This window comes from Limnohabitans sp. Rim8 (assembly GCF_945869175.1).
In the GTDB taxonomy this organism is placed as follows: Bacteria; Pseudomonadota; Gammaproteobacteria; order Burkholderiales; family Burkholderiaceae_C; genus Limnohabitans_A.
Genome location: NZ_CAMBNZ010000030.1, coordinates 1 through 21,032 on the forward strand (window position 1 = coordinate 1; position 21,032 = coordinate 21,032).

Annotated in this window: 17 protein-coding genes and 1 pseudogene; 5 read left to right on the plus strand and 13 right to left on the minus strand. The window is 55.2% G+C overall.

From position 1 onward, the window contains the following. The 4 genes and pseudogenes from Q0O19_RS06500 to aceA all read right to left on the minus strand — a co-directional run. A pseudogene (locus tag Q0O19_RS06500) lies at positions 1 to 68 on the minus strand (50S ribosomal protein L35); the annotation flags it as partial. Positions 69 to 203: 135 nt separating this feature from the next. Next, positions 204 to 800: a translation initiation factor IF-3 gene (gene infC / locus Q0O19_RS06505; RefSeq protein ID WP_295521174.1), complete on the minus strand. Its 597-nt coding sequence runs from the start codon at positions 798 to 800 to the stop codon at positions 204 to 206. A gap of 86 nt (positions 801 to 886) precedes the next feature. Continuing rightward, entirely contained in the window at positions 887 to 2,806 is a 1,920-nt protein-coding gene (thrS, locus tag Q0O19_RS06510) for a threonine--tRNA ligase (protein WP_295521136.1), read from the minus strand. 105 nt (positions 2,807 to 2,911) lie between these two features. Further along, positions 2,912 to 4,243, minus strand: a complete 1,332-nt coding sequence (gene aceA, locus Q0O19_RS06515) for an isocitrate lyase (RefSeq protein WP_295521138.1) — start codon at positions 4,241 to 4,243, stop codon at positions 2,912 to 2,914. Positions 4,244 to 4,779: 536 nt separating this feature from the next. Between aceA and Q0O19_RS06520 the strand changes: the two genes are divergently transcribed. After that, on the plus strand, positions 4,780 to 5,178 hold the full coding sequence (locus tag Q0O19_RS06520; protein ID WP_295521140.1) for an SWIB/MDM2 domain-containing protein: 399 nt from the start codon (positions 4,780 to 4,782) through the stop codon (positions 5,176 to 5,178). Between the two features lie 92 nt (positions 5,179 to 5,270). Here the strand turns inward: Q0O19_RS06520 and Q0O19_RS06525 are convergent, their stop codons facing one another. Both Q0O19_RS06525 and clpB read right to left on the minus strand, forming a co-directional pair. Further along, positions 5,271 to 6,974: a thiamine pyrophosphate-binding protein gene (locus Q0O19_RS06525; RefSeq protein WP_295521142.1), complete on the minus strand. Its 1,704-nt coding sequence runs from the start codon at positions 6,972 to 6,974 to the stop codon at positions 5,271 to 5,273. A 72-nt stretch (positions 6,975 to 7,046) separates the two neighbouring features. Beyond that, positions 7,047 to 9,653: an ATP-dependent chaperone ClpB gene (gene clpB, locus Q0O19_RS06530; protein ID WP_295521145.1), complete on the minus strand. Its 2,607-nt coding sequence runs from the start codon at positions 9,651 to 9,653 to the stop codon at positions 7,047 to 7,049. 85 nt (positions 9,654 to 9,738) lie between these two features. Here clpB and Q0O19_RS06535 point away from each other — a divergent pair, with 85 nt between their 5' ends. Continuing rightward, the gene (locus Q0O19_RS06535) at positions 9,739 to 10,290 is read left to right on the plus strand and encodes a hypothetical protein (protein WP_295521147.1); all 552 of its coding nucleotides are present in this window, start codon (positions 9,739 to 9,741) and stop codon (positions 10,288 to 10,290) included. A gap of 57 nt (positions 10,291 to 10,347) precedes the next feature. Here the strand turns inward: Q0O19_RS06535 and Q0O19_RS06540 are convergent, their stop codons facing one another. Genes Q0O19_RS06540 through Q0O19_RS06565 form a run of 6 tightly spaced genes read right to left on the minus strand, consistent with a single transcriptional unit; the run spans position 10,348 to position 16,414 of the window. Beyond that, positions 10,348 to 10,836: a molybdenum cofactor biosynthesis protein MoaE gene (locus tag Q0O19_RS06540; protein ID WP_295521149.1), complete on the minus strand. Its 489-nt coding sequence runs from the start codon at positions 10,834 to 10,836 to the stop codon at positions 10,348 to 10,350. A 4-nt stretch (positions 10,837 to 10,840) separates the two neighbouring features. After that, positions 10,841 to 11,092: a MoaD/ThiS family protein gene (locus Q0O19_RS06545; RefSeq protein ID WP_295521151.1), complete on the minus strand. Its 252-nt coding sequence runs from the start codon at positions 11,090 to 11,092 to the stop codon at positions 10,841 to 10,843. Beyond that, entirely contained in the window at positions 11,089 to 12,348 is a 1,260-nt protein-coding gene (gene glp, locus Q0O19_RS06550) for a gephyrin-like molybdotransferase Glp (RefSeq protein ID WP_295521153.1), read from the minus strand. The genes Q0O19_RS06545 and glp overlap by 4 nt, the downstream gene beginning before the upstream one ends. Before the next feature lie 6 nt (positions 12,349 to 12,354). Further along, entirely contained in the window at positions 12,355 to 13,800 is a 1,446-nt protein-coding gene (gene thrC, locus Q0O19_RS06555) for a threonine synthase (protein ID WP_295521155.1), read from the minus strand. Next, positions 13,800 to 15,122 carry a homoserine dehydrogenase gene (locus tag Q0O19_RS06560; protein WP_295521157.1) on the minus strand — a complete coding sequence of 441 codons (1,323 nt, stop codon included), beginning with the start codon at positions 15,120 to 15,122 and terminating at the stop codon, positions 13,800 to 13,802. The genes thrC and Q0O19_RS06560 overlap by 1 nt, the downstream gene beginning before the upstream one ends. Before the next feature lie 50 nt (positions 15,123 to 15,172). Then, the gene (locus Q0O19_RS06565; RefSeq protein WP_295521159.1) at positions 15,173 to 16,414 is read right to left on the minus strand and encodes a pyridoxal phosphate-dependent aminotransferase; all 1,242 of its coding nucleotides are present in this window, start codon (positions 16,412 to 16,414) and stop codon (positions 15,173 to 15,175) included. Positions 16,415 to 16,546: 132 nt separating this feature from the next. On the opposite strand from Q0O19_RS06565, the gene Q0O19_RS06570 reads away from it, so the two are divergent. The 3 genes from Q0O19_RS06570 to Q0O19_RS06580 all read left to right on the plus strand — a co-directional run bounded on the left by Q0O19_RS06570 (position 16,547) and on the right by Q0O19_RS06580 (position 19,428). Then, positions 16,547 to 16,924: an Mth938-like domain-containing protein gene (locus tag Q0O19_RS06570; RefSeq protein ID WP_295521161.1), complete on the plus strand. Its 378-nt coding sequence runs from the start codon at positions 16,547 to 16,549 to the stop codon at positions 16,922 to 16,924. Between the two features lie 160 nt (positions 16,925 to 17,084). After that, entirely contained in the window at positions 17,085 to 17,570 is a 486-nt protein-coding gene (locus Q0O19_RS06575; RefSeq protein ID WP_295521163.1) for a peroxiredoxin, read from the plus strand. A 148-nt stretch (positions 17,571 to 17,718) separates the two neighbouring features. After that, entirely contained in the window at positions 17,719 to 19,428 is a 1,710-nt protein-coding gene (locus Q0O19_RS06580; protein ID WP_295521165.1) for a PhoH family protein, read from the plus strand. A 27-nt stretch (positions 19,429 to 19,455) separates the two neighbouring features. On the opposite strand, the gene dnaB is transcribed toward Q0O19_RS06580, so the two are convergent. After that, entirely contained in the window at positions 19,456 to 20,874 is a 1,419-nt protein-coding gene (dnaB, locus tag Q0O19_RS06585; RefSeq protein WP_295521167.1) for a replicative DNA helicase, read from the minus strand. Positions 20,875 to 21,032 lie beyond the last annotated feature (158 nt).

A 21,032-nucleotide genomic window follows, 5' to 3' on the forward strand; every position in this document is an offset into this window, starting at 1 on the left:
TTAACGGTTCCACCGGGACGAACACGGAAGCGCTTTTTAGCACTGCTTTTGGTCTTCATCTTGGGCATATTCATGCTCCTTTAATTGTGCTCGTGAGGCGTCTGCAAAAAATTTGCAGCCTTGTTGGCCCCGAGCCACTTTTAACAAAAATCACCCGAAGGCAACTTTTGATTCGACCCGCCCGAAGACAGATCAAACACTGTTCAAACCGATTCAGCTGGCGCAGTCAAGTCTGTTGGCTTGCCGCTGGTGGGTTTCTTGCGACCTGGCGCGATCATCATGATCATCTGACGGCCTTCCAACTTGGGAAACTGCTCGACGATGATCGAATCGGCCAATTCGTCACGAATCCGGTTCAGCAAATCCATGCCCAGCTCTTGGTGCGTGATCTCGCGTCCACGGAATCGCAAAGTGATCTTGCATTTGTCACCATCTGCCAAAAATCGGCGGATGTTGCGCATCTTGATGTTGTAGTCACCATCGTCGGTACCCGGACGGAACTTGACTTCTTTGATGTCAATGACCGTTTGCTTGGCTTTGGCTTCTGCCGCACGCTTTTGTTCTTGGTACTTGAACTTGCCGTAATCCATCAAACGGCAGACCGGAGGTGTGGCGGTGGCGGCAATTTCAACCAAATCCACATCCATCTCACCGGCCAGCCGCAAAGCATCTCCCAATGACAAGATGCCCATGGGCTCATTTTCAGGGCCGGAAACACGGACCTCAGGGGCCATGATTTCACGGTTCAAACGGTGTTTACGTTCTTCGCGGTGGCGACGATCACGAAATTCGGTAGCGATGACTCAATCCTTTACGGAACAAAACTGCGACATGCAGCTCATCCATCTTTGTGCCCGCGGGCCAAAGCATGTGGCGAAACTCACCTTCAGGCTTTAGAAGTGATGTTGGCTGCAATGAGTTCAATGAACGCATTGATCGACATCACACCGAGGTCTTTGTTGCCTCGGGCGCGCACTGCGACGGTACCTGCTGCTTTCTCCTTGTCGCCAGCAACAAGGATGTAAGGCAGCTTTTGCAACGAATGCTCGCGTATTTTATACGTGATTTTCTCGTTGCGAAGGTCCAGATCAACCCTAAGGCCTTGATTCGACACTGATTTTTGCAGTTTTGCAGCGATTTCACGACAGTAATCGGCCTGCGCATCGGTGATGTTAAGGATAGACACCTGCAGTGGTGCCAGCCATGTGGGCAATGCGCCAGCATGTTGCTCGATCAAAATACCGATGAACCGTTCCATGCTGCCCACAATGGCGCGGTGCAAGATCACGGGGCGCTGGCGGCTGCCGTCTTCTGCGGTGTATTCGGCGTCCAGTCGCTCGGACAGGTTGAAGTCCACCTGGATCGTGCCGCACTGCCACTCACGGCCAATGGCATCTTTCAGGGTGTATTCGATCTTGGGACCATAGAAGGCACCATCTCCCTCAGAAATCACAAATTCGCATCCCGAGGCGCGCAGACTGTCCATCAACGCTTTTTCGGCCTTGTCCCAGAGTTCGTCCGATCCGATGCGGGCCGCTGGGCGCGTCGACACTTTGTACAAGATGTCGGTGAAACCAAAGTCGGCATAGACCTTCTTGAGCACCTTGGTGAAGGTGTCGCATTCGGGAAGAATCTGATTTTCTGTGCAGAAAATGTGACCGTCGTCTTGCGTGAAGCCCCGCACACGCATGATGCCGTGCAAGCCGCCCGAAGGTTCATTGCGGTGGCACTGGCCAAATTCACCGTAACGCAATGGCAAATCGCGGTAGCTCTTGATGCCTTGTTTGAAAATCAGGATGTGCCCTGGGCAGTTCATCGGCTTGAGCGCGTAGTCGCGTTTTTCCGACTCGGTGGTGAACATGTTGTCGCGGTACTTGTCCCAATGACCGGTTTTTTCCCAAAGGCTCTTGTCGATGATCTGTGGCCCCTTGACCTCTTGATAGCCATTGTCACGGTAGACCTGCCGCATGTACTGCTCAATGGTCTGCCAAACTGTCCAGCCCTTTGGGTGCCAGAACACCAGACCCGGCGCATGTTCGTCAATATGGAATAAATCCAACTCACGCCCCAGTTTGCGGTGGTCGCGTTTTTCAGCCTCCTCCAGACGCACCAGGTATTGCTGCAAGTCTTCTTTGCTGGCCCATGCCGTGCCATACACGCGTTGCAGCATTTCGTTTTTGCTGTCGCCCCGCCAATAGGCACCCGCGACCTTCATGAGTTTGAAGTGCTTGAGCTTGCCGGTGCTGGGCACATGCGGGCCGCGGCACAGGTCTTCAAACTCACCTTCGCGGTACAGGCTGACTTCTTGGTCTGCTGGAATGCTGCCGATGATCTCAGCCTTGTAGTGTTCGCCGATCGATTTGAAATGTGCAACCGCATCGTCACGCGGCAGCACACGGCGCAGCACGGGCTCGTCTTTCGCGGCCAACTCGGTCATGCGCTTTTCAATGGTTACCAAATCTTCTGGCGTGAACGGACGGCTGTAGGAAAAGTCGTAATAAAAACCATTTTCGATCACGGGTCCGATCGTCACTTGCGCCTCGGGAAACAAGGCTTTCACGGCGTACGCCAACAGGTGTGCCGTCGAGTGACGGATCAATTCCAAGCCTTCAGGGTCCTTGGCGGTGACGATGGCCAATTGCGAATTGGCCGCCATGCTGAAACTGGTGTCCACCAACTGGCCGTTGACCTTGCCACCCAAAGCGGCTTTGGCCAAACCCGCACCGATGGAGGCGGCCACTTCGGCGACGGTCACAGGACCGGGGAATTCACGCAATGAACCGTCGGGAAGAGTGATCTGAACCATGTGTGTACAAGTAAAAAAGCGCGGCAAGGGCCGCGCTTGGGGGGAATGTCTGAACGCAGAGAGCAGATTTTAGCCGCCCTCTCCTTCAGCCTCTTGGGAAGTCGATCAGTGGAACTGCTCTTCTTCAGTAGAACCGGTCAGGGCTTTCACCGAAGACGAACCGCCCTGGATCACGGTGGTCACGTCGTCGAAGTAGCCGGCGCCGACTTCTTGCTGGTGCGATACAAAGGTGTAACCCTTTTCACGAGCAGCAAATTCGGGCTCTTGCACCATCTCGGTGTAATGCTTCATGCCTTCACCACGGGCGTAGGCGTGCGCAAACTGGAAGGTGTTGAACCAGTTGATGTGGATACCGGCCAAAGTGATGAACTGGTATTTGTAGCCCAATGCCGACAAGTCGTCCTGGAATGATGCAATTTGGCTGTCGTTCAAGTTTTTCTTCCAGTTGAACGAGGGCGAGCAGTTGTATGACAGCAGTTTGCCTGGGCAAGCGGCGTGCACGGCTTGTGCGAATTCGCGGGCAAAACCAATGTCTGGCACGCCCGTTTCACACCACACCAAGTCTGCGTAAGGCGCATACGCCACGCCGCGGCTGATGGCTTGCTCGACACCATTTTTGACGCGGTAGAAGCCTTCTTGGGTGCGCTCACCCGTTAAGAAAGGCTTGTCGTTGGCATCGTGATCGGATGTGATGAGGTTGGCTGCTTCTGCATCGGTGCGGGCCAACACAATCGTGGGCACCCCCATGACGTCCGCTGCAAAACGTGCAGAAATCAATTTTTCGCAAGCTTCATGTGTGGGGACTAGCACTTTGCCGCCCATGTGTCCGCATTTCTTGACAGCGGCCAATTGGTCCTCGAAGTGCACGCCAGCAGCGCCGGATGCAATCATGTTCTTCATCAATTCGAAGGCATTCAGCACGCCACCGAAACCAGCTTCAGCGTCAGCCACAATGGGCAAGAAATAGTCGATGAATTCTTTGTCACCAGGGTTGATGCCGCGACCCCATTGGATCTCATCTGCACGCTTGAAGGTGTTGTTGATACGGCGAACCATAGTGGGCACAGAGTCATAAGCGTACAGCGACTGATCGGGATACATGGTCTCTGAGGTGTTGCCGTCAGCAGCCACTTGCCAGCCCGACAAGTACACAGCCTCTAGGCCGGCCTTGGCTTGCTGCATGGCTTGGCCTGCGCTGATGGCGCCAAAAGAATTGACGTAGCCTTTTTTGGCACCGCCATTGATTTTGTCCCAAAGCTTTTCCGCACCACGTTTGGCCAAGGTGTGCTCGATGGGCATGCTGCCGCGCAGGCGCACGACGTCGGCTGCGGAGTAGCCGCGCTTGACACCTTTCCAGCGGGGGTTGGTCGCCCAATCTTTTTCGAGGGCGGCGATTTGTTGTTCACGGCTGAGTTGTTCGGAGATGTTGGCTGGCATGGAAAGACTCCTGAAGTCAAGTTGCAATCGGGCGATGTGGGCAGCGAATTCTGCTTCGTCGTTACATCGATCTTAACTCTTATAGAAGACTTATTTTTATTCTTGTGTCTTATATAAGACTTATTTTTTCTTGTTTAAAAACAGTGGCTTAGGAGAATTTTTTCATATTGTGATTTTAATTTTTCCATATCAAGAAAAATATCAAAGGCAATTTGGTAAATATTTTGTAATGTGAAATAAAAAACGAGCTGTGAGATAACAAGACGGTGCCACAAAAAAATATCAATGACCGATCTCATCAAAAGCGTGAAAGGTCCCAAAAAAGAAGTGTCGAATCCCGAAATGCAAATGACTTTGAACGAGGACACGAAAGAGGCCCGTCATAAGTCAAAAAACATCCTTAAAAATCAGGAACAACCCCTATAGAAAAATGAGGAAACAGCTTGGAATGGGCCTGTTTCTCCAGTAGCATGCAATCAGCTGAAAACAAACTGTGACTCAGCGCTGAACCCCATTCCGATCGAAGGAAAATCACCATGGCAACTGCTAAAAAAACCCCGGCCAAAAAAGCTGCTCCTGCTGCAAAAGCAGCGCCAGCCAAAAAAGCTGCTCCTGCTAAAAAAGCAGCAGCAAGCCAACCTAAGGCTGCGGCAAAAACCCCAGCTAAAAAGGCTCCTGCAGCCAAGCGCACCCCCAATCCAGCCTTTATGAAAGCATTGACTCCCAGTGCTGCATTGGCTGCTGTGGTCGGCGCAACCCCACTGCCACGCACCGAGGTGGTCAGCAAGATGTGGGTCTACATCAAGAAGCACAACCTGCAAGACAGCGTGAACCGTCGTGCCATCAACGCCGACGACAAGCTCAAGGCTGTGTTTGGCAAAGCTCAAGTCACCATGTTCGAAATGGCGGGCTTGATCGGCAAGCACTTGAAGTGATTCGGTGATGCTTTCACTAAAAAAACCCGCCTCGGCGGGTTTTTTATTGGGCGACGAGCACTGAGCTGGAAGACGAAAAGCCCTGTGGCTGATCAGCCCTGTCCCACTTGCTTGGACAAAGCCGTTTGGGTGATGGCGCTCAGTGTGCCGCGGGTGGTGATCACTTCCGGGTCCAAGATCACCTCGATCAAGGTGCCTACTGGCCGGGCGAGCGCCTCCCGTAATGCCACTTCAAAGTCATCGGTTTTGTCGATGCGCACCCCCACATAACCATAAGCCTGTGCCAAGACTGCAAAATCTGGATTTTGCAATTTTGAACCTGTCACGTGCTCAGGGTATTCGCGCTCTTGGTGCATGCGGATGGTGCCAAACATGCCGTTGTTGAGCAGCAAAATGATGCTTTTGCCGCCATGCTGAACGGCAGTGGCCAATTCTTGGCCATTCATCAAAAAATCGCCATCTCCAGTGATGGTGAATGCCAGACGTCCAGTCAACAAATTAGCAGCAATGCCGGCGGGAACACCATAACCCATGGCACCGACGGTGGGGGCCAATTGGGTCTTGTGGCCTTTGGCCAAGCCGTGGTGTTTGTAAAACCGGTGCATCCAGCTGGCAAAGTTCCCAGCACCATTGGTGAGAACCGCATCGGCAGGCAAATGCTTTTGCAGCAAGGCAACGATGGCCGGCATGTCGATGTTGCCGGGCAAAGTTTGAGGTTCCAAGTTGTCTAAGTAGTCTGCATGCGCAGCCTGCGTCCAAGTTGTCCACGGGAGCTGATTCGGCGCTGTCAAGACCTCCAAGCTTCGTGCAGCAGCGTTCATGGTGGCATGAATGGCCAAATCGGCTTGGTAGACCCGGTTCAGTTCTTCGGCACTGGCGTGGATGTGCACCAGCTTTTGCTTCGTTTTGGGGGCTTGGAGCAAGGTGTACCCGCCCGTGGTCATTTCGCCCAAGCGGGGACCAATGGCCAAGATCAGATCTGCGTCACGCACCCGCTGAGCCAATGCAGGGCCGATGCCAATGCCCACATCTCCAGCGTACAAGGGGTGGTGGTTGTCAAACGTGTCTTGAAAGCGAAACGCGTTGGTGACCGGCAACTGCCAGTTTTCGGCAAAGCGCTGAAGCGCTTGGGCGGACTGTGTCGTCCAACCGCCGCCCCCTGCAATGACCAAGGGCTGGCGTGCAGCCAACAGCATGTCGCGAAGGCTTCGCAAAGCACCAGGATCGCTCCAGGCTTGGATGGCCTCCAAGCGTTGCAGAGCATTGGCCATAACGGGTTGGGTCAGCATGTCCTCAGGCAACACCAACACCACCGGGCCAGGACGACCGTTCATGGCTGTGGCGAAAGCACGGGCCACGTATTCGGGCAGACGCTCCGGATCGTCTACGCGCTCGACCCGTTTGGCCATGCCCTTGGTGGAGGGGCCAAAGAAATGGGTGTAATCCATTTCTTGAAAGGCTTCTCGGTCTCGGGTGTCACTGGCCACGTCACCCACAAACAAAATCATGGGCGTCGAGTCTTGGAAAGCCGTGTGCACGCCAATCGACGCATTCGTGGCACCGGGACCCCGGGTCACAAAGCAAATGCCCGGTCGGCCGGTGAGCTTGCCCTGCGCCTCTGCCATGAAGGCAGCGCCCCCTTCTTGCCTGCAGGTCACAAACTGGATGGCGTCGCGGTGCACATGAAAGCCATCCAGCACCGCCAGATAACTCTCACCAGGCACCCCAAAAGCATGGGTCACGCCTTGGGCCAAGAGGCATTCAACAAGCAGATGGCCAGCAATTTTTGAAGTCATGGCTTATTGTGCCCAAGACCATCCAACACGGCTGTCACAACCGTGCACGGCAACCGTGTAGAGCGAAGCCCCTCAAATGGCTTGTTCGACCACTTTGAAATCGAATTGTCCAGGGTTGCGCACCGGGTCCACCGACACGTCGATGCTGCATTTGGGCGGAAAACGACCCTCAAGCAAGAGCTTGGACAAGGGGTTTTCCAAGCGCTGCTGGATCGCACGCTTCAAGGGACGTGCACCAAAAACCGGGTCAAAACCGACTTTGGCCAATTCCGACAAGGCCGCAGGGCTGACATTCAAGCTCAAATCCATGCGGGCCAGTCGTGTTTTCAAGACCTGCAGTTGAATTTCAGCGATGGAAGCGATGTGTTGGGCGTCCAAACCATGGAAGACCACAGTCTCATCGATGCGGTTCAAAAACTCGGGGCGGAAATGGGTCTTGAGTTCGTCCCACACCGCATCCTTGATGTCTTCGGCAGGCTGACCCACCATGGACTGGATCAGGTGCGAGCCCAAATTGGACGTCATCACAATCACCGTGTTTTTAAAGTCCACCGTCCGGCCTTGACCGTCGGTCAAGCGGCCATCGTCAAGCACTTGGAGCAAGACATTGAACACATCCGGGTGGGCTTTTTCGACCTCGTCGAGCAGCAGCACGCTGTATGGCTTGCGGCGAACGGCCTCGGTCAAATAACCGCCCTCCTCGTAACCCACATAACCGGGCGGCGCTCCGATCAAGCGGGCCACAGAGTGTTTTTCCATGAACTCACTCATGTCCATGCGGATAAGATGGTCTTCACTGTCGAACAAAAACCCCGCCAAGGCTTTGCACAATTCCGTCTTGCCCACGCCTGTAGGGCCCAAGAAAAGGAAGGAACCGGTGGGTCGATTGGGATCAGACAAACCCGAGCGTGAGCGGCGAATGGCGTTGGCCACAGCGGCAATCGCTTCGTCTTGCCCAACCACGCGCTGGTGCAGCTTGTCTTCCATCTGCAACAATTTTTCCCGCTCTCCCTGCATCATTTTCGACACCGGAATGCCCGTTGCCCGAGAGACCACTTCGGCGATTTCTTCGGCACCCACCTGTGTGCGCAACAAACGGTGCACAGGTTGGTCGCCAGGCGCAGCCTCTTTGGCTTGCACTTCTTTGAGTGTTTTTTCCAAGGCTGGCAGCTTGCCGTATTGCAGCTCAGCCACCTTGTTGAAATCGCCCTTGCGGGTGAATTCTTCAATTTGCTGGCGCAAATGGTCAATCTCTTCGCGAACTTGCTGGCCACCTTGGGCTTGGGCTTTCTCTGCGTGCCAAATTTCCTCCAAGTCAGCGGCCTCTTTTTTCAGCTTGACGATTTCCTCTTCAATCAATGCAAAACGTTTTTGTGATGCCTCGTCGTTTTCTTTGCGAACCGCTTCGCGCTCAATTTGCAACTGGATCAACCGTCGATCCAGTTTGTCCATGACCTCAGGTTTGGAATCGATCTCGATTTTGATTTTGGCGGCCGCTTCATCGATCAAATCGATCGCTTTGTCGGGCAAAAAACGGTCGGTGATGTAGCGGTGACTGAGTTCGGCAGCGGCCACAATGGCCGGATCGGTGATGTCCACGCCATGGTGAATTTCATACTTTTCTTGCAAACCGCGCAAGATCGCGATGGTGGCCTCGACGGAGGGTTCGTTGACCAAAATTTTCTGGAAACGGCGCTCCAAAGCAGCGTCTTTTTCAATGTACTTGCGGTATTCATCGAGTGTGGTGGCCCCTACGCAATGGAGCTCGCCGCGGGCCAGCGCTGGTTTGAGCATATTGCCCGCGTCCATTGCCCCCTCGGCCTTGCCCGCGCCAACCATGGTGTGCAACTCATCAATGAAGACGATGGTCTGGCCTTCGTCTTTGGCCAATTCACTGAGCACGGTTTTCAGGCGCTCTTCAAATTCCCCCCTGAATTTCGCGCCCGCCAACAAAGCAGCCATGTCCAGTGACAACACGCGTTTGCCCTTGAGAGAATCGGGGACCTCACCGGCCACGATGCGTTGGGCCAAGCCCTCCACAATCGCAGTTTTGCCCACACCCGGCTCACCGATCAGCACCGGGTTGTTCTTGGTGCGTCGCTGCAATACTTGAATGGCACGTCGGATTTCATCGTCACGGCCGATCACCGGGTCCAATTTGCCCATGCGGGCTCGCTCTGTCAGATCGATGCAATATTTTTTCAGGGCTTCACGTTGCCCCTCGGACTCCGCCGTGCCCACGTTTTGACCCCCGCGAACCGCGTCGATCGCCGACTCCAAACTTTTGCGGCTCATGCCCTGCTCTTTGACCCAGCGCCCAATGTCACCTTTGTGATCGGCCAAGGCCAATAAAAAAAGCTCACTGGCAATGAATGCATCGCCCCGTTTGATGGACTCTTTTTCGGCCGCTTGCAGCAGTTTGGCCAAATCTGGCCCCACTTGAACCTGGTCCTGCCCTGTGACCTTGGGCAAACGGTTCACCGCCGTTTCCGCTGCCAGCAAGAGACCTGGCACTTGCACGCCAGCGCGCATCAGCAAAGATTTAGGGCCATCGTCTTGTTTGAGCATGGCCAACAAAACGTGTGCGGGCTCAATGTAAGCATGGTCTCCTCCCAGCGCCAGCGATTGCGCATCGGACAGGGCTTCGTGGAATTTGGTCGTCAATTTGTCTAAGCGCATGAAATTTCTCCAATGTGTCTCAGCTTGGGGGTCATTGGCCATTTTCAAGCGGCTCAAGCTGCGCTTTCTTGCCTAAAATCAAGGAATGCATATCCACCAACTGTCCGTCAGTCACGACGAAGTCCAAGACCGATTGTTGGTGCGTCTGAACACACAGCAAGGGCACGAGTTTCGTTTTTGGCTCACACGCAGGCTGGTTCATCGTCTCATTCCAGCCATGGACCAATCCTTGGTGCGTTTGGAAGCAGCACAACCCGGCATCGCCGCTGCAGATCCCCATTCACAGCAAATTTTGAACGACATCAAGCGGGAAGCTTTTTTGCAAACTGCCGATTTCGCCACGCCTTATGCATCGCAGGTGCAGCAACTTCCTTTGGGCCCCGAGCCCCTCCTCGTGACCGATGTGCAACTGAGCCTGCAATCCAATGGCAGCTTGGAGTTGGTGTTTCAGCAAAAATTAGGGGAAGCCATCCAGTCTTGTCATCTGAACCTGCACGCTGAGTTGGTTCACGGATTCATTCATTTGGTGCGACAAATGCTGGAAAAGGCAGACTGGAAAATGGCAGCGGTAACACATGACAACGCTACCTTGGCCCCCAACCAATTGGCCATGGTCACACCGACCTACAAACATTGATGAGGACGTCTTGCCCGGCGACCATGGCCCGCAATGGACCTGTGGGCCACATCGGTATCAGCGGTTGCTGCTCTGAATGCCCCAACGGGCCAGTGCCGCATCGTCCGAAACTCGCGCGTCCACCCAATGAGCACCTTGCGGAGTCTGCTCTTTTTTCCAGAATGGGGCCTGGGTTTTGAGGTAATCCATCAAGAACTCACAGGCCTTGAAGCTCTCACCCCGATGCGCCGAGGTGACCGCCACCAGCACAATTTGGTCGGCGGGTAACAAACGCCCGACGCGGTGGACCACCCGGGCAGCGTAAAAGTCGAATCTCTGGTGGGCTTGTTCGATCATGGCTTCGATCGAATTTTCGGTCATGCCGGGGTAATGCTCCAGCTCCATGGCTTGCACCTCGTCACTGGCTTGGCCCGTGAGTGTTTGGGTGTCGCGTACCGTGCCCACAAAGCTGCACACGGCACCCACACGCAGATCCTGCGCGCGCAGGGCTTGGAGCTCCTCAGACACATCGAAGTCTTCGGTTTGAATGGTCACCTGCGGCCGCATGGGGTCAGCCTCCTGTGACGGGCGGGAAAAATGCCACTTCGCAATCACCGACCAAAGGCGAGGTATCGCTGGCCATGACCTGATTGACGGCCACGCGCACGGGCAAATCCAGTGCCAGGCATTGCGCATGCACACCACCTCGCGCGATCAGCGCTTGCCGAAGACTGGCCACATCAGTAGCCGCTGTCTCAAATGTTTCACTGCCCACACCGATGGTTTCACGCAGCGATGCGAAATAACGCAGCTGGATTTTCATGAGAGCCAATCCGCAAAAGACCAAAATTGCAACAGGTCACCATGGGCAATGGTTTGTCCCGCGGGGTTGTCCACCACACCATCGCCCCAAACCACCGAGGTCAATACACCGGAGCTTTGGTTGGGGAATAAATCCAAACCACCCTGTGCATTGCGTCGGACGCGCAAAAATTCTCGCCGCTTGTCGGCCTTGGGCAAGTCAAAGTGTGCCGGCAAGGTATACGGTACCGGCGACTGAGGCGAGGCCCCATACAAAGCCAATATCAAAGGCTTGACCAAGAGCAAAAAGGTGATGAAGCTCGACACCGGGTTCCCGGGCAAACCCACAAAATGGGCAACACCTTTTGCAGGGTCACGACGCACATGCCCGTAAGCAAAAGGTTTGCCGGGCTTCATGGCAATTTGCCAGAGCACCAATTGCCCCAAAGATTGCACCGCAGGTTTGACATGGTCTTCTTCACCCACGGACACGCCACCGCTGGTGACAATCAAGTCGTTTTGCTCCGCGGCGGTTTTGAGCGCGTCCACCGTGGCTTCCCGCCGATCCGGAACAATGCCGAAGTCGCTCACCTCGCAACCCATGCGGTGCAACAAAGCCCGCAAGAAAAAACGGTTGGAGTTGTAAATGGCCCCAGGCCGCATGTCTGCCGGTGCGACATCGCCGGGCATGACCAACTCATCGCCTGTTGAAAACAAAGCCACTTTCGGCCTCGCCACGACTTGCAAATGGGCTATTCCCAAACTGGCAGCCAAACCCAGTTCGGCAGGACCGAGTTTTTGGCCGCGCTTGAGCACCGTATCGCCTGCCCGGACATCTTCGCCACTGCGTCGGATCCAATGCCCTGCCTTGGGGGTGGTCAACAACCTCACCCGCGAAGCCTCTTGTCCGGGGACCAACTCAGTTTGCTCTTGCATCACGATGGCATCGGCTCCGGGCGGCACAGGCGCCCCGGTGAAAATGCGAGCCGTTTGCCCAGGCAGCAAAGCTTCACCAAAGTGACCTGCAGGAATCCGTTGTGTGACAGTCAGCTCGGCACCTGTTTGCTGCACGTCGGCGACACGGACCGCATAACCGTCCATGGAAGAGTTGTCAAAAGCGGGCACCTGAATGGCCGAGACCACGTCTTGCGCCAGAAAGCGGCCGTCGGCGTCCAGCGTATTGACCGTCTCATGCCTTGTTGAAGCCTGGATGCTCGCCAACAAATCCTGCAAGGCAGCGTCCAGTGTCATCCATGGTGCGCGTGGGGCGGTGTTCATGGGTTTTCAGTCGCAGTGTTGTGTGATGTAGGCTTTGATCAAGTCCACATCCGCCTTCATCACCTGCACCCGTTTGGGCAGGGCTTCGATGCCCTCAAACTGCGGTGGGCGCTCAGGCTGTCGGCCCAAAGCTTGCACAATGGTGGCGGCAAACTTGATGGGCAACGCTGTTTCCAACACGATCATGGGCACTTGCGGATTCAGATGCTCTTTGGCCACCTTCACGCCGTCGGCGGTGTGGGTGTCGATCATGACGCTGTAAGCAGCAAAGACCTGTTGGAGTGTTTTCAGGCGATCAGCGTGGGTGCTGCGTCCGCTGTCAAAACCGTAAGTGGTTGCAGCTTGCGCAAAGCGTGTGTCAGAAGACAGGTCGAAAAACCCTTGTCGGCTCAGACCTTCACCAAAGATAGCTTTGATTTTGGCGGCATCGCGCTCCAGCAGGTCAAACACAAAACGCTCGAAATTGCTGGCTTTGGAAATGTCCATGGAGGGACTGGAGGTCTCGTGCGTATCGGCCGTGCCGCGCACGCGGTAAATGCCCGTGCGGAAGAACTCGTCAAGCACATCGTTTTCATTGGTGGCCACCACCAAGCGGTCAATGGGCAGCCCCATCATGCGGGCCACATGGCCGGCGCAGACGTTGCCAAAGTTGCCGCTGGGCACCGTGAAGCTGACTTTCTGGTCGTTGCTTTCTGTGGCCTGGAAGTAACCGGCAAAGTAATACACCACCTGGGCCAGCAAACGCGCCCAGTTGATGGAGTTGACCGTGCCAATTTTGTATTTGCGCTTGAAGTCCAGGTCGTTGGAGACCGCCTTGACAATGTCTTGACAGTCGTCGAACACGCCGTCGATGGCGATGTTGTGGATATTTTCATCAAGCAAGCTGAACATCTGCGCTTGTTGGAAGGGGCTCATGCGGCCGTTGGGGCTGGTCATGAACACACGCACACCGGCCTTGCCGCGCATGGCGTATTCGGCCGCGCTGCCGGTGTCGCCTGACGTGGCACCCAAAATGTTCAGCTCTTCACCCCGGCGGGCCAGTTCGTACTCAAACAAGTGGCCCAGCAACTGCATGGCCATGTCCTTGAAGGCCAAAGTGGGGCCGTTCGACAAGGCTTCCAAATACACATCTGGTTTGGCCGAACCTGGGGTCTGCAAGGGCTTGAGCGGGACAATTTGAGGCGTGCCAAACACCGCTTGGGTGTACGTTTTTTCGCACAATGCTTTCAAGTCAGCGGCAGGGATATCGTCAATGTAGAGCGACAGCACTTCAAATGCCAAGGCGGCATAGCCACGGGTTTGCCAAACATGACGCAACGCTTGAAGCCGAGCGTTATCCAACTGCGGATAGCTTTCGGGCAGATAAAGACCGCCGTCGGGAGCCAGACCCTCCAACAAAATTTCACAGAAACGCTTGCGGTCAGGATGACCGCGTGTAGACAGGTAAAGCATCAGTTCAACTCTTCCTTGCGAATGCGCACGATGGGCGCCATGACGGTAGGCAGGGCCTGCATCTGGACCAGCACATCGTTCAAAGTCCCTTCACGGGTGTCGTGGGTCAGGATGATCACGTCGGTTTGGTTTTCCCCCGCTTGGCTGACCTGATCGGCTTCGCGCTGCAAGACGGCGTCGATGCTGATGCCCGCATCGGCCAACAAACCGGTGAGCTTGGCCAAAACGCCCGCTTGGTCGGCCACGCGCAAACGCAGGTAATAACTGGTGACGACATCGGCCATCGGCAAAACGGTCAAATTGCTCAAGGAACCCGGCTGGAATGCCAAATGCGGCACGCGGTTGAGCGGGTCGGCAGTGTGCAAACGGGTGATGTCCACCAAATCGGCAATCACTGCGCTGGCCGTAGGCTCAGAACCCGCGCCTTTGCCGTAATAGAGGGTGGTGCCTACGGCGTCGCCCTGCACCATCACGGCGTTCATCGCACCTTCGACATTGGCGATGAGACGCTGGGTCGGCACCAAGCTGGGGTGAACGCGCAGTTCAATGCCCTGAGGTGTACGCTTGGTGATGCCAAGCAGTTTGATGCGGTAACCCAGCTTCTCGGCGTACTTGATGTCTGCCGCGCCCAGCTTCGTGATGCCTTCCACATAGGCTTTGTCAAACTGAACCGGAATGCCAAAAGCGATCGCACTCATCAAGGTCACTTTGTGGGCTGCATCCACGCCTTCGATGTCGAAGGTGGGATCTGCTTCGGCATAACCCAAGCGCTGGGCTTCCTTAAGCACCAGGCCAAAGTCCAGACCCTTGTCGCGCATTTCGGACAAGATGAAGTTGGTCGTGCCATTGATGATGCCGGCGACCCACTGGATGCTGTTGGCCGTCAGGCCCTCGCGCAGCGCCTTGATGATCGGGATGCCCCCAGCCACAGCCGCTTCAAAAGCCACCATCACACCTTTGGACTGTGCAGCGGCAAAGATTTCGGTGCCATGCACCGCCAGCAAGGCCTTGTTGGCAGTGACCACATGTTTGCCGGCTGCAATGGCTTCCATCACCAGGATCTTGGCAATGCCATAACCGCCGATCAACTCAATGACGATGTCGATTTCTGGGTTAGCGATCACCGCACGGGCATCGCCCACCACTTGAACGCCCTCGCCCACCAAGGCTTGGACACGCGCCACGTCCAGGTCAGCCACCATGGTGATTTCAATGCCACGCCCGGCACGGCGCTGGATTTCTTCTTGGTTGCGCAGCAGCACATTGAAAGTGCCACTGCCCACAGTGCCCATGCCCAGCAGACCTACTTTGATCGGATTCATTTTTTATCTTCTTTAGCCATTGCGCCCGAAAGACTCAGGCAAGATTGAAATCAGGCCGGCACCGCTTCGGTACCGAAACGTTTGCGTGCCCCCTCCAGAAAACGGGCCACGCGGCCAATGGCCTCGCGCAAGTCGTCTTCATGGGGCAAGAACACGATGCGGAAATGGTCGGCATCGGGCCAGTTAAAGCCCGTACCCTGGACCAACATGACCTTGGTTTCTTCCAGCAATTGCAAGAAGAAATCCTGATCATCCTGAACAGGGTAAATTTGGTGGTCGAGCTTTGGAAACATGTACAAAGCCGCCCGCGGTTTGACGCAGCTGACACCCGGAATCGCCGTGATCAGCTGGTACGCCAAATCACGCTGTTTGCGCAATCGACCGCCCTCGCCCACCAGTTCATTGATGCTCTGGTGCCCGCCCAAGGCCGTTTGAATGGCCCATTGGCCCGGCACGTTGGCACACAAACGCATGTTGGAGAGCATGTTCAGGCCCTCAATGTAATCGCGTGCCCTTTTCTTATCGCCCGAAATCACCATCCAGCCCGCACGGTAGCCGCAAGAGCGGTAGCTTTTTGACAAAGAATTGAAAGTCAATGTCAGCACGTCTTGCGACAAACTGCCTAAAGGAGTGTGTTTCACGCCGTCGTACAAGACCTTGTCGTACACCTCGTCCGCAAAAATCACCAGGCCATGCTCGCGGGCAATCGCCACAATGCCCACAAGCAACTCGTCCGCGTACAACGCGCCGGTGGGGTTATTGGGGTTGATGACCACAATGCCTTTGGTGCGGGGCGTGACTTTGGCTCGGATGTCTGCCAAATCCGGCATCCAGCCATTGGATTCGTCGCAGTGGTAATGCACGGGCGTCCCCCCCGACAAACTGGCCGCGGCCGTCCAAAGGGGGTAATCAGGCGATGGCAAGAGCAACTCGTCGCCGTTGTCGAGCAGCGCATTCGTGGCCATCACGATCAGTTCGCTGGCCCCATTGCCCAAGTAAATGTCGTCCAGCATGACCCCCTGAATGCCTTGCTTTTGAGTCTCATGCATCACCGCCTTGCGCGCCGCAAAAATGCCTTTGCTGTCCGAATAGCCCGCAGAGTTGGGCAGGTTTCGGATCATGTCTTGCTGAATTTCTTCAGGGGCATCGAAACCAAAAACCGCCAAATTGCCGATGTTCAGTTTGATGATTTTTTGCCCATCCTCTTCCATTTGACGGGCGCGGTCCATGATGGGACCGCGGATGTCATAGCAAACGTTGGCGAGCTTGGCAGATTTTTGAATAGGCTTCAAAGTGCCTCCAAAAGGAGTTTCAAGAGGGAAAACCTATAATTTGACCACATTTCGAGGCCTTATCCGCCCAAAAAATCCAGAGGAAGCCCTCTATTGTTGGGCCAGCCATCCCAAGTCTTCTCAAACGCGCGCATGAAATTACAACCCGACAAATCCAACAGCCTCACCATCAATGCTTACGGCACAGGATGGATCGAGGTCAATGGAGACCGCTTCTCAAGCTCTTTGATTGTCAGCAGCTTGGCTGGCTCGAGTCCTCAAGTCTGGGAGGTGCGCCGTTTTGAAGACCTCCAGGCCACAGATTTTGAGGTGTTGACCACCACGGGTGCCGAATTGGTTCTCTTTGGCAGTGGTGCGCGACTGCGCTTTCCCAAACCGGCATGGCTCGGCATTCTGATCTCCAAGGGCATTGGCATGGAGACCATGGACACAGGTGCCGCTTGCCGTACTTACAATATTTTGGCCAGCGAAGGGCGCAAAGTGGTGGTCGCCTTGCTGCAGGAATGTTAACCCCATCATTTGCATGACGTCATTATTTTAGAATTAGCTGCTGGCCGGCTTGTCGCCATTCAGAGTAAAATTGATGGTTGCCGCGGCCCACGGCCTTTAGCGAATCTTTCGGCGTTGTACGTCGACTGCCGCTCCACCTGTCAAGCGAGTTCAAAGTTTTATGGCGATCGTTCTTAACAAACCCCTCCCCGAATTTGAAGCCAACGCGACCAGCGGCCTGAAAGTTTCCAACATTTCCCACCTCGGTCAACCTGTTGTTTTGTTTTTTTACCCCAAAGACAACACCCCAGGCTGTACCACAGAGGCCATGCAGTTCCGCGACAAATACAAAGACTTTGTCAAAGCTGGCGCTTTGGTTTTAGGGGTTTCTCGTGACAACATGAAATCTCACGATGACTTCAAAAGCAAGTTGGAACTGCCATTCGAGTTGATCGCTGACACGGAAGAAAAAATGTGTCACATGTTTGGCGTGGTCAAAAACAAGATCATGTACGGCAAAAAAGTCAAAGGCATTGAGCGAAGCACTTTCTTGGTGGGCGCTGACGGTACGCTCAAGCAAGAGTGGCGGGGCCTGAAAGTTCCTGGCCATGTGGAAGAAGTGCTCAAAGCCGTGAAAGACCTGAAAAAAGCAGCGGCAGTGGCTTAATACCACTGTGACAATTTTGACTTTTGGCTCGTGCATAATGGATTCATGCCGCTGAAAATCAGCCCTTCTTCGAAAAGCCGCCTGGTTCGCCAGGCGGCTTTTTATTTTTTACCGCCCGATTCCATTTTCCCTCCAAAGGCCTTCGTCCATGCCACTGCCACCTGCTCCTGCCCAACGCGCCAGCCGCCTGACACCCTCTGCTTTCGTCTCATCTGGCGCTGAGGAGGAAAAAGTTCCGTCGATGATCCAAGTTGAAACCAAGGCCTCCAAGCCAAGTCCAAGCTCCGCAGTTTCTGCAGCACTGCCCAGCTTGCTCACTAGGGGCAAACCCATCGCCCGGCCTCGCAAGCCAGTTGCACCACCCCCTAACCCACAGACGGACAAGGCAACAAGTGCTGCACAAAAATCGACAGCACCTCAATCTGTGATGACCCCGGTCAAAGTATCCCGCGCCAAACGGAAAAACGGCCCAAGCAAACTGTTCGTTCTGGATACCAATGTCCTCATGCACGACCCCATGAGCCTTTTCCGCTTTGAAGAGCACGATGTCTTCTTGCCCATGATCGTGTTGGAAGAACTCGATGGCCACAAAAAAGGCATGACCGAAGTGGCGCGCAATGCCCGGCAAGCCAGCCGCTCGCTGGACGCTTTGGCCTCAGGCCAAGGTGAGAACCTGAGCCAAGGCTCGCCCTTGAGTGCCACGGGCCACTCGGACGCCACGGGTCAGTTGTTTTTCCAAACCCAATCCCTCGATTTGAGCCTGCCCTTGGCCCTGCCCCAAGGCAAAGCAGACAACCAAATTTTGGGTGTGGTCAAAGCTTTAGGGCAAATGTATGCGCCGCGTGAGGTGGTGCTGGTGTCCAAAGACATCAACATGCGCGTCAAGGCCAGAGCCCTCGGTCTGCATGCAGAAGACTACCAAAACGACAAAACACTGGAAGACGGTGATTTGCTCTACCCAGGATCTCTGGCTTTACCTGCCGACTTCTGGCTCAAAAATGGCAAAACAGTCGAAAGTTGGCAACAAGGCACCCACACCTTCTACAGGATTTCCGGCCCCATCGTGCCCAGCCTGTTCATGAACCAGTTTGTGTATTTCGAAGCCCCGGGCGAGCCCAGTTTGTATGCACGGGTGACCGAGATTCGGGGGAAAACTGCGGTACTGCGCACATTGAAAGACTTTGGCCACCAAAAAAACTCCGTTTGGGGTGTCACCGCACGCAACCGCGAACAAAACTTTTCGCTCAACTTGCTTACCGATCCTGAGATCGATTTCGTGACCTTGGCGGGTACCGCTGGCACGGGCAAAACCCTGATGGCATTGGCCTCAGGGCTGACCCAAGTGCTGGACGACCGCCGTTATACCGAAATCATCATGACCCGCGCCACCGTCAGCGTGGGCGAAGACATCGGCTTTTTGCCAGGCACCGAAGAAGAAAAAATGGGCCCCTGGATGGGCGCGCTCGACGATAACCTGGAGTTTTTAGCCAAAGGCGACGGCGGCAATTCTGGTGAATGGGGGCGCGCAGCCACCAACGAACTTATCAAGAGTCGCATCAAGATCAAGAGCATGAACTTCATGCGCGGCCGCACCTTCATGAACAAGTACGTGATCATCGACGAGGCACAAAACCTGACCCCCAAGCAAATGAAAACCTTGATCACCCGTGCAGGCCCGGGCACCAAAATCATTTGCATGGGGAACTTGGCCCAGATCGACACGCCTTATCTGACCGAAGGGTCATCGGGCTTGACCTACGCAGTCGACCGCTTCAAGGGCTGGGCGCACGGCGGCCACATCACTTTGGCCCGTGGCGAGCGCTCACGTTTGGCCGACTTTGCCAGCGACGCGCTTTAAGCGATCCAGAACATCGCCAGTCGGGTCTCAGTAATCGTCGCTCAGACCCGACGCCAGGCTTTCAAAGCGTGTCAGGTTCTTCAAGAAGGTCAAACGGACCATGCCTGTAGGGCCATTTCGCTGCTTGCCGATGATGATTTCGGCCACGCCAGGATCTTTCGATTCCTTGTTGTAGTAATCGTCACGGTAAATGAACATGATGATGTCGGCATCCTGCTCGATGGCGCCTGACTCCCGCAAATCGCTCATCATGGGCCGCTTGTCCGTGCGCTGCTCCACGCTGCGGTTGAGCTGGGACAGCGCAATCACCGGACATTGCAGTTCTTTGGCCAGCATTTTCAGGCCCCGCGAAATCTCGCCCAACTCGGTGGCGCGGTTGTCGCCGCCTGATCCGCCCGAGCCACTCATCAGCTGCAAATAGTCGACCACGATCAAGCCCAGTTTTCCGCATTGACGCGCCAAGCGGCGAGCGTTGGCACGCAGCTCTGAAGGCGTGAGGCCAGGCGTTTCATCGATGTGCAAAGACACCGTGCGCAATTTCTCGATGGCCTCGGTCAAGCGCGGCCACTCATCGTCTGTCAGTTTGCCAGTGCGCAAATGACCTTGGTCAATGCGACCGATCGATCCCACCACGCGCACCGCCAATTGCGATGCGCCCATTTCCATCGAAAACACCGCCACCGGCAAACCCTCGTTCAAGGCCACATGCTCGGCGATGTTGATCGCAAAAGCGGTCTTGCCCATTGATGGCCGAGCCGCCAACACCACCAGATCACCCGCTTGCAGACCTGAAGTCATGCGGTCTAAATCGTAAAAACCCGTCGGCACGCCCGTGATTTCATTGGGGTTGTCGGCCATCTCTTGAACACGGTCGAGCAGCTCCACCACCAGCGTGTCCATCGACTGGAAGCCCTGCTTCATCCGAGAGCCTTCTTCACCAATATTGAAGATTTTTTGCTCCGCCTCGTCCAAGATGCGGTCAATCGCCTTGCCTTGGGGATTGAAAGCATTGGTGGCGATTTCGTCACTGGCCGACACCAGTTTGCGCAGTATCGAGCGCTCGCGAACGATCTCGGCGTAACGGCGAATGTTGCTGGCGCTGGGCACGTATTGCGCCAAGGAGTTGAGGTAGCCCAAACCACCCATCTCTGCCGTCTTGCCTTGGTTTTGCAACTGTTCGCTGACGGTGATCACGTCTGCCGGCTTGGAGGTGTTGATCAACACCCCAATGGCAGCGTAAATCAGTTTGTGCTCGTGGCGGTAGAAGTCCGAATCCACCAGCAAATCACCCACACGGTCCCAAGCACCGTTGTCCAGCAGCAAGCCACCTAGAACGCTCGATTCGGCTTCGATGGAATGTGGCGGAACGCGCAACTTGGCAATTTGACTGTCAGAGGAAAGGGCAGCGGGGAAACCGCTCAAATGAGGAGGAAATACTGCAGACATGGTGTACCGGCAATCGAAACGGCCATGTTAGCCCCTGCGAACCCCTGCGTCACGGGATAAGTCTGTGGATAAACAGCGCGTAAGCAGTGATCAAGCAAGGACAACTCGGCCACACAAACAAAGGGAAACAGAAATAAAAAAGCCCTTCCAGAACCGGA

Coding starts and splice junctions, on each gene's coding strand:
- glp (WP_295521153.1), bottom strand. CDS start 12,348: ATGAACACCGCCCCACGCGCACCATGGATGACACTGGACGCTGCCTTG.
- Q0O19_RS06520 (WP_295521140.1), top strand. CDS start 4,780: ATGGCAACTGCTAAAAAAACCCCGGCCAAAAAAGCTGCTCCTGCTGCA.
- Q0O19_RS06525 (WP_295521142.1), bottom strand. CDS start 6,974: ATGACTTCAAAAATTGCTGGCCATCTGCTTGTTGAATGCCTCTTGGCC.
- Q0O19_RS06580 (WP_295521165.1), top strand. CDS start 17,719: ATGCCACTGCCACCTGCTCCTGCCCAACGCGCCAGCCGCCTGACACCC.
- thrS (WP_295521136.1), bottom strand. CDS start 2,806: ATGGTTCAGATCACTCTTCCCGACGGTTCATTGCGTGAATTCCCCGGT.
- thrC (WP_295521155.1), bottom strand. CDS start 13,800: ATGCTTTACCTGTCTACACGCGGTCATCCTGACCGCAAGCGTTTCTGT.
- dnaB (WP_295521167.1), bottom strand. CDS start 20,874: ATGTCTGCAGTATTTCCTCCTCATTTGAGCGGTTTCCCCGCTGCCCTT.
- clpB (WP_295521145.1), bottom strand. CDS start 9,653: ATGCGCTTAGACAAATTGACGACCAAATTCCACGAAGCCCTGTCCGAT.
- Q0O19_RS06540 (WP_295521149.1), bottom strand. CDS start 10,836: ATGCGGCCGCAGGTGACCATTCAAACCGAAGACTTCGATGTGTCTGAG.
- Q0O19_RS06545 (WP_295521151.1), bottom strand. CDS start 11,092: ATGAAAATCCAGCTGCGTTATTTCGCATCGCTGCGTGAAACCATCGGT.
- Q0O19_RS06570 (WP_295521161.1), top strand. CDS start 16,547: ATGAAATTACAACCCGACAAATCCAACAGCCTCACCATCAATGCTTAC.
- Q0O19_RS06575 (WP_295521163.1), top strand. CDS start 17,085: ATGGCGATCGTTCTTAACAAACCCCTCCCCGAATTTGAAGCCAACGCG.
- Q0O19_RS06560 (WP_295521157.1), bottom strand. CDS start 15,122: ATGAATCCGATCAAAGTAGGTCTGCTGGGCATGGGCACTGTGGGCAGT.
- aceA (WP_295521138.1), bottom strand. CDS start 4,243: ATGCCAGCCAACATCTCCGAACAACTCAGCCGTGAACAACAAATCGCC.
- Q0O19_RS06535 (WP_295521147.1), top strand. CDS start 9,739: ATGCATATCCACCAACTGTCCGTCAGTCACGACGAAGTCCAAGACCGA.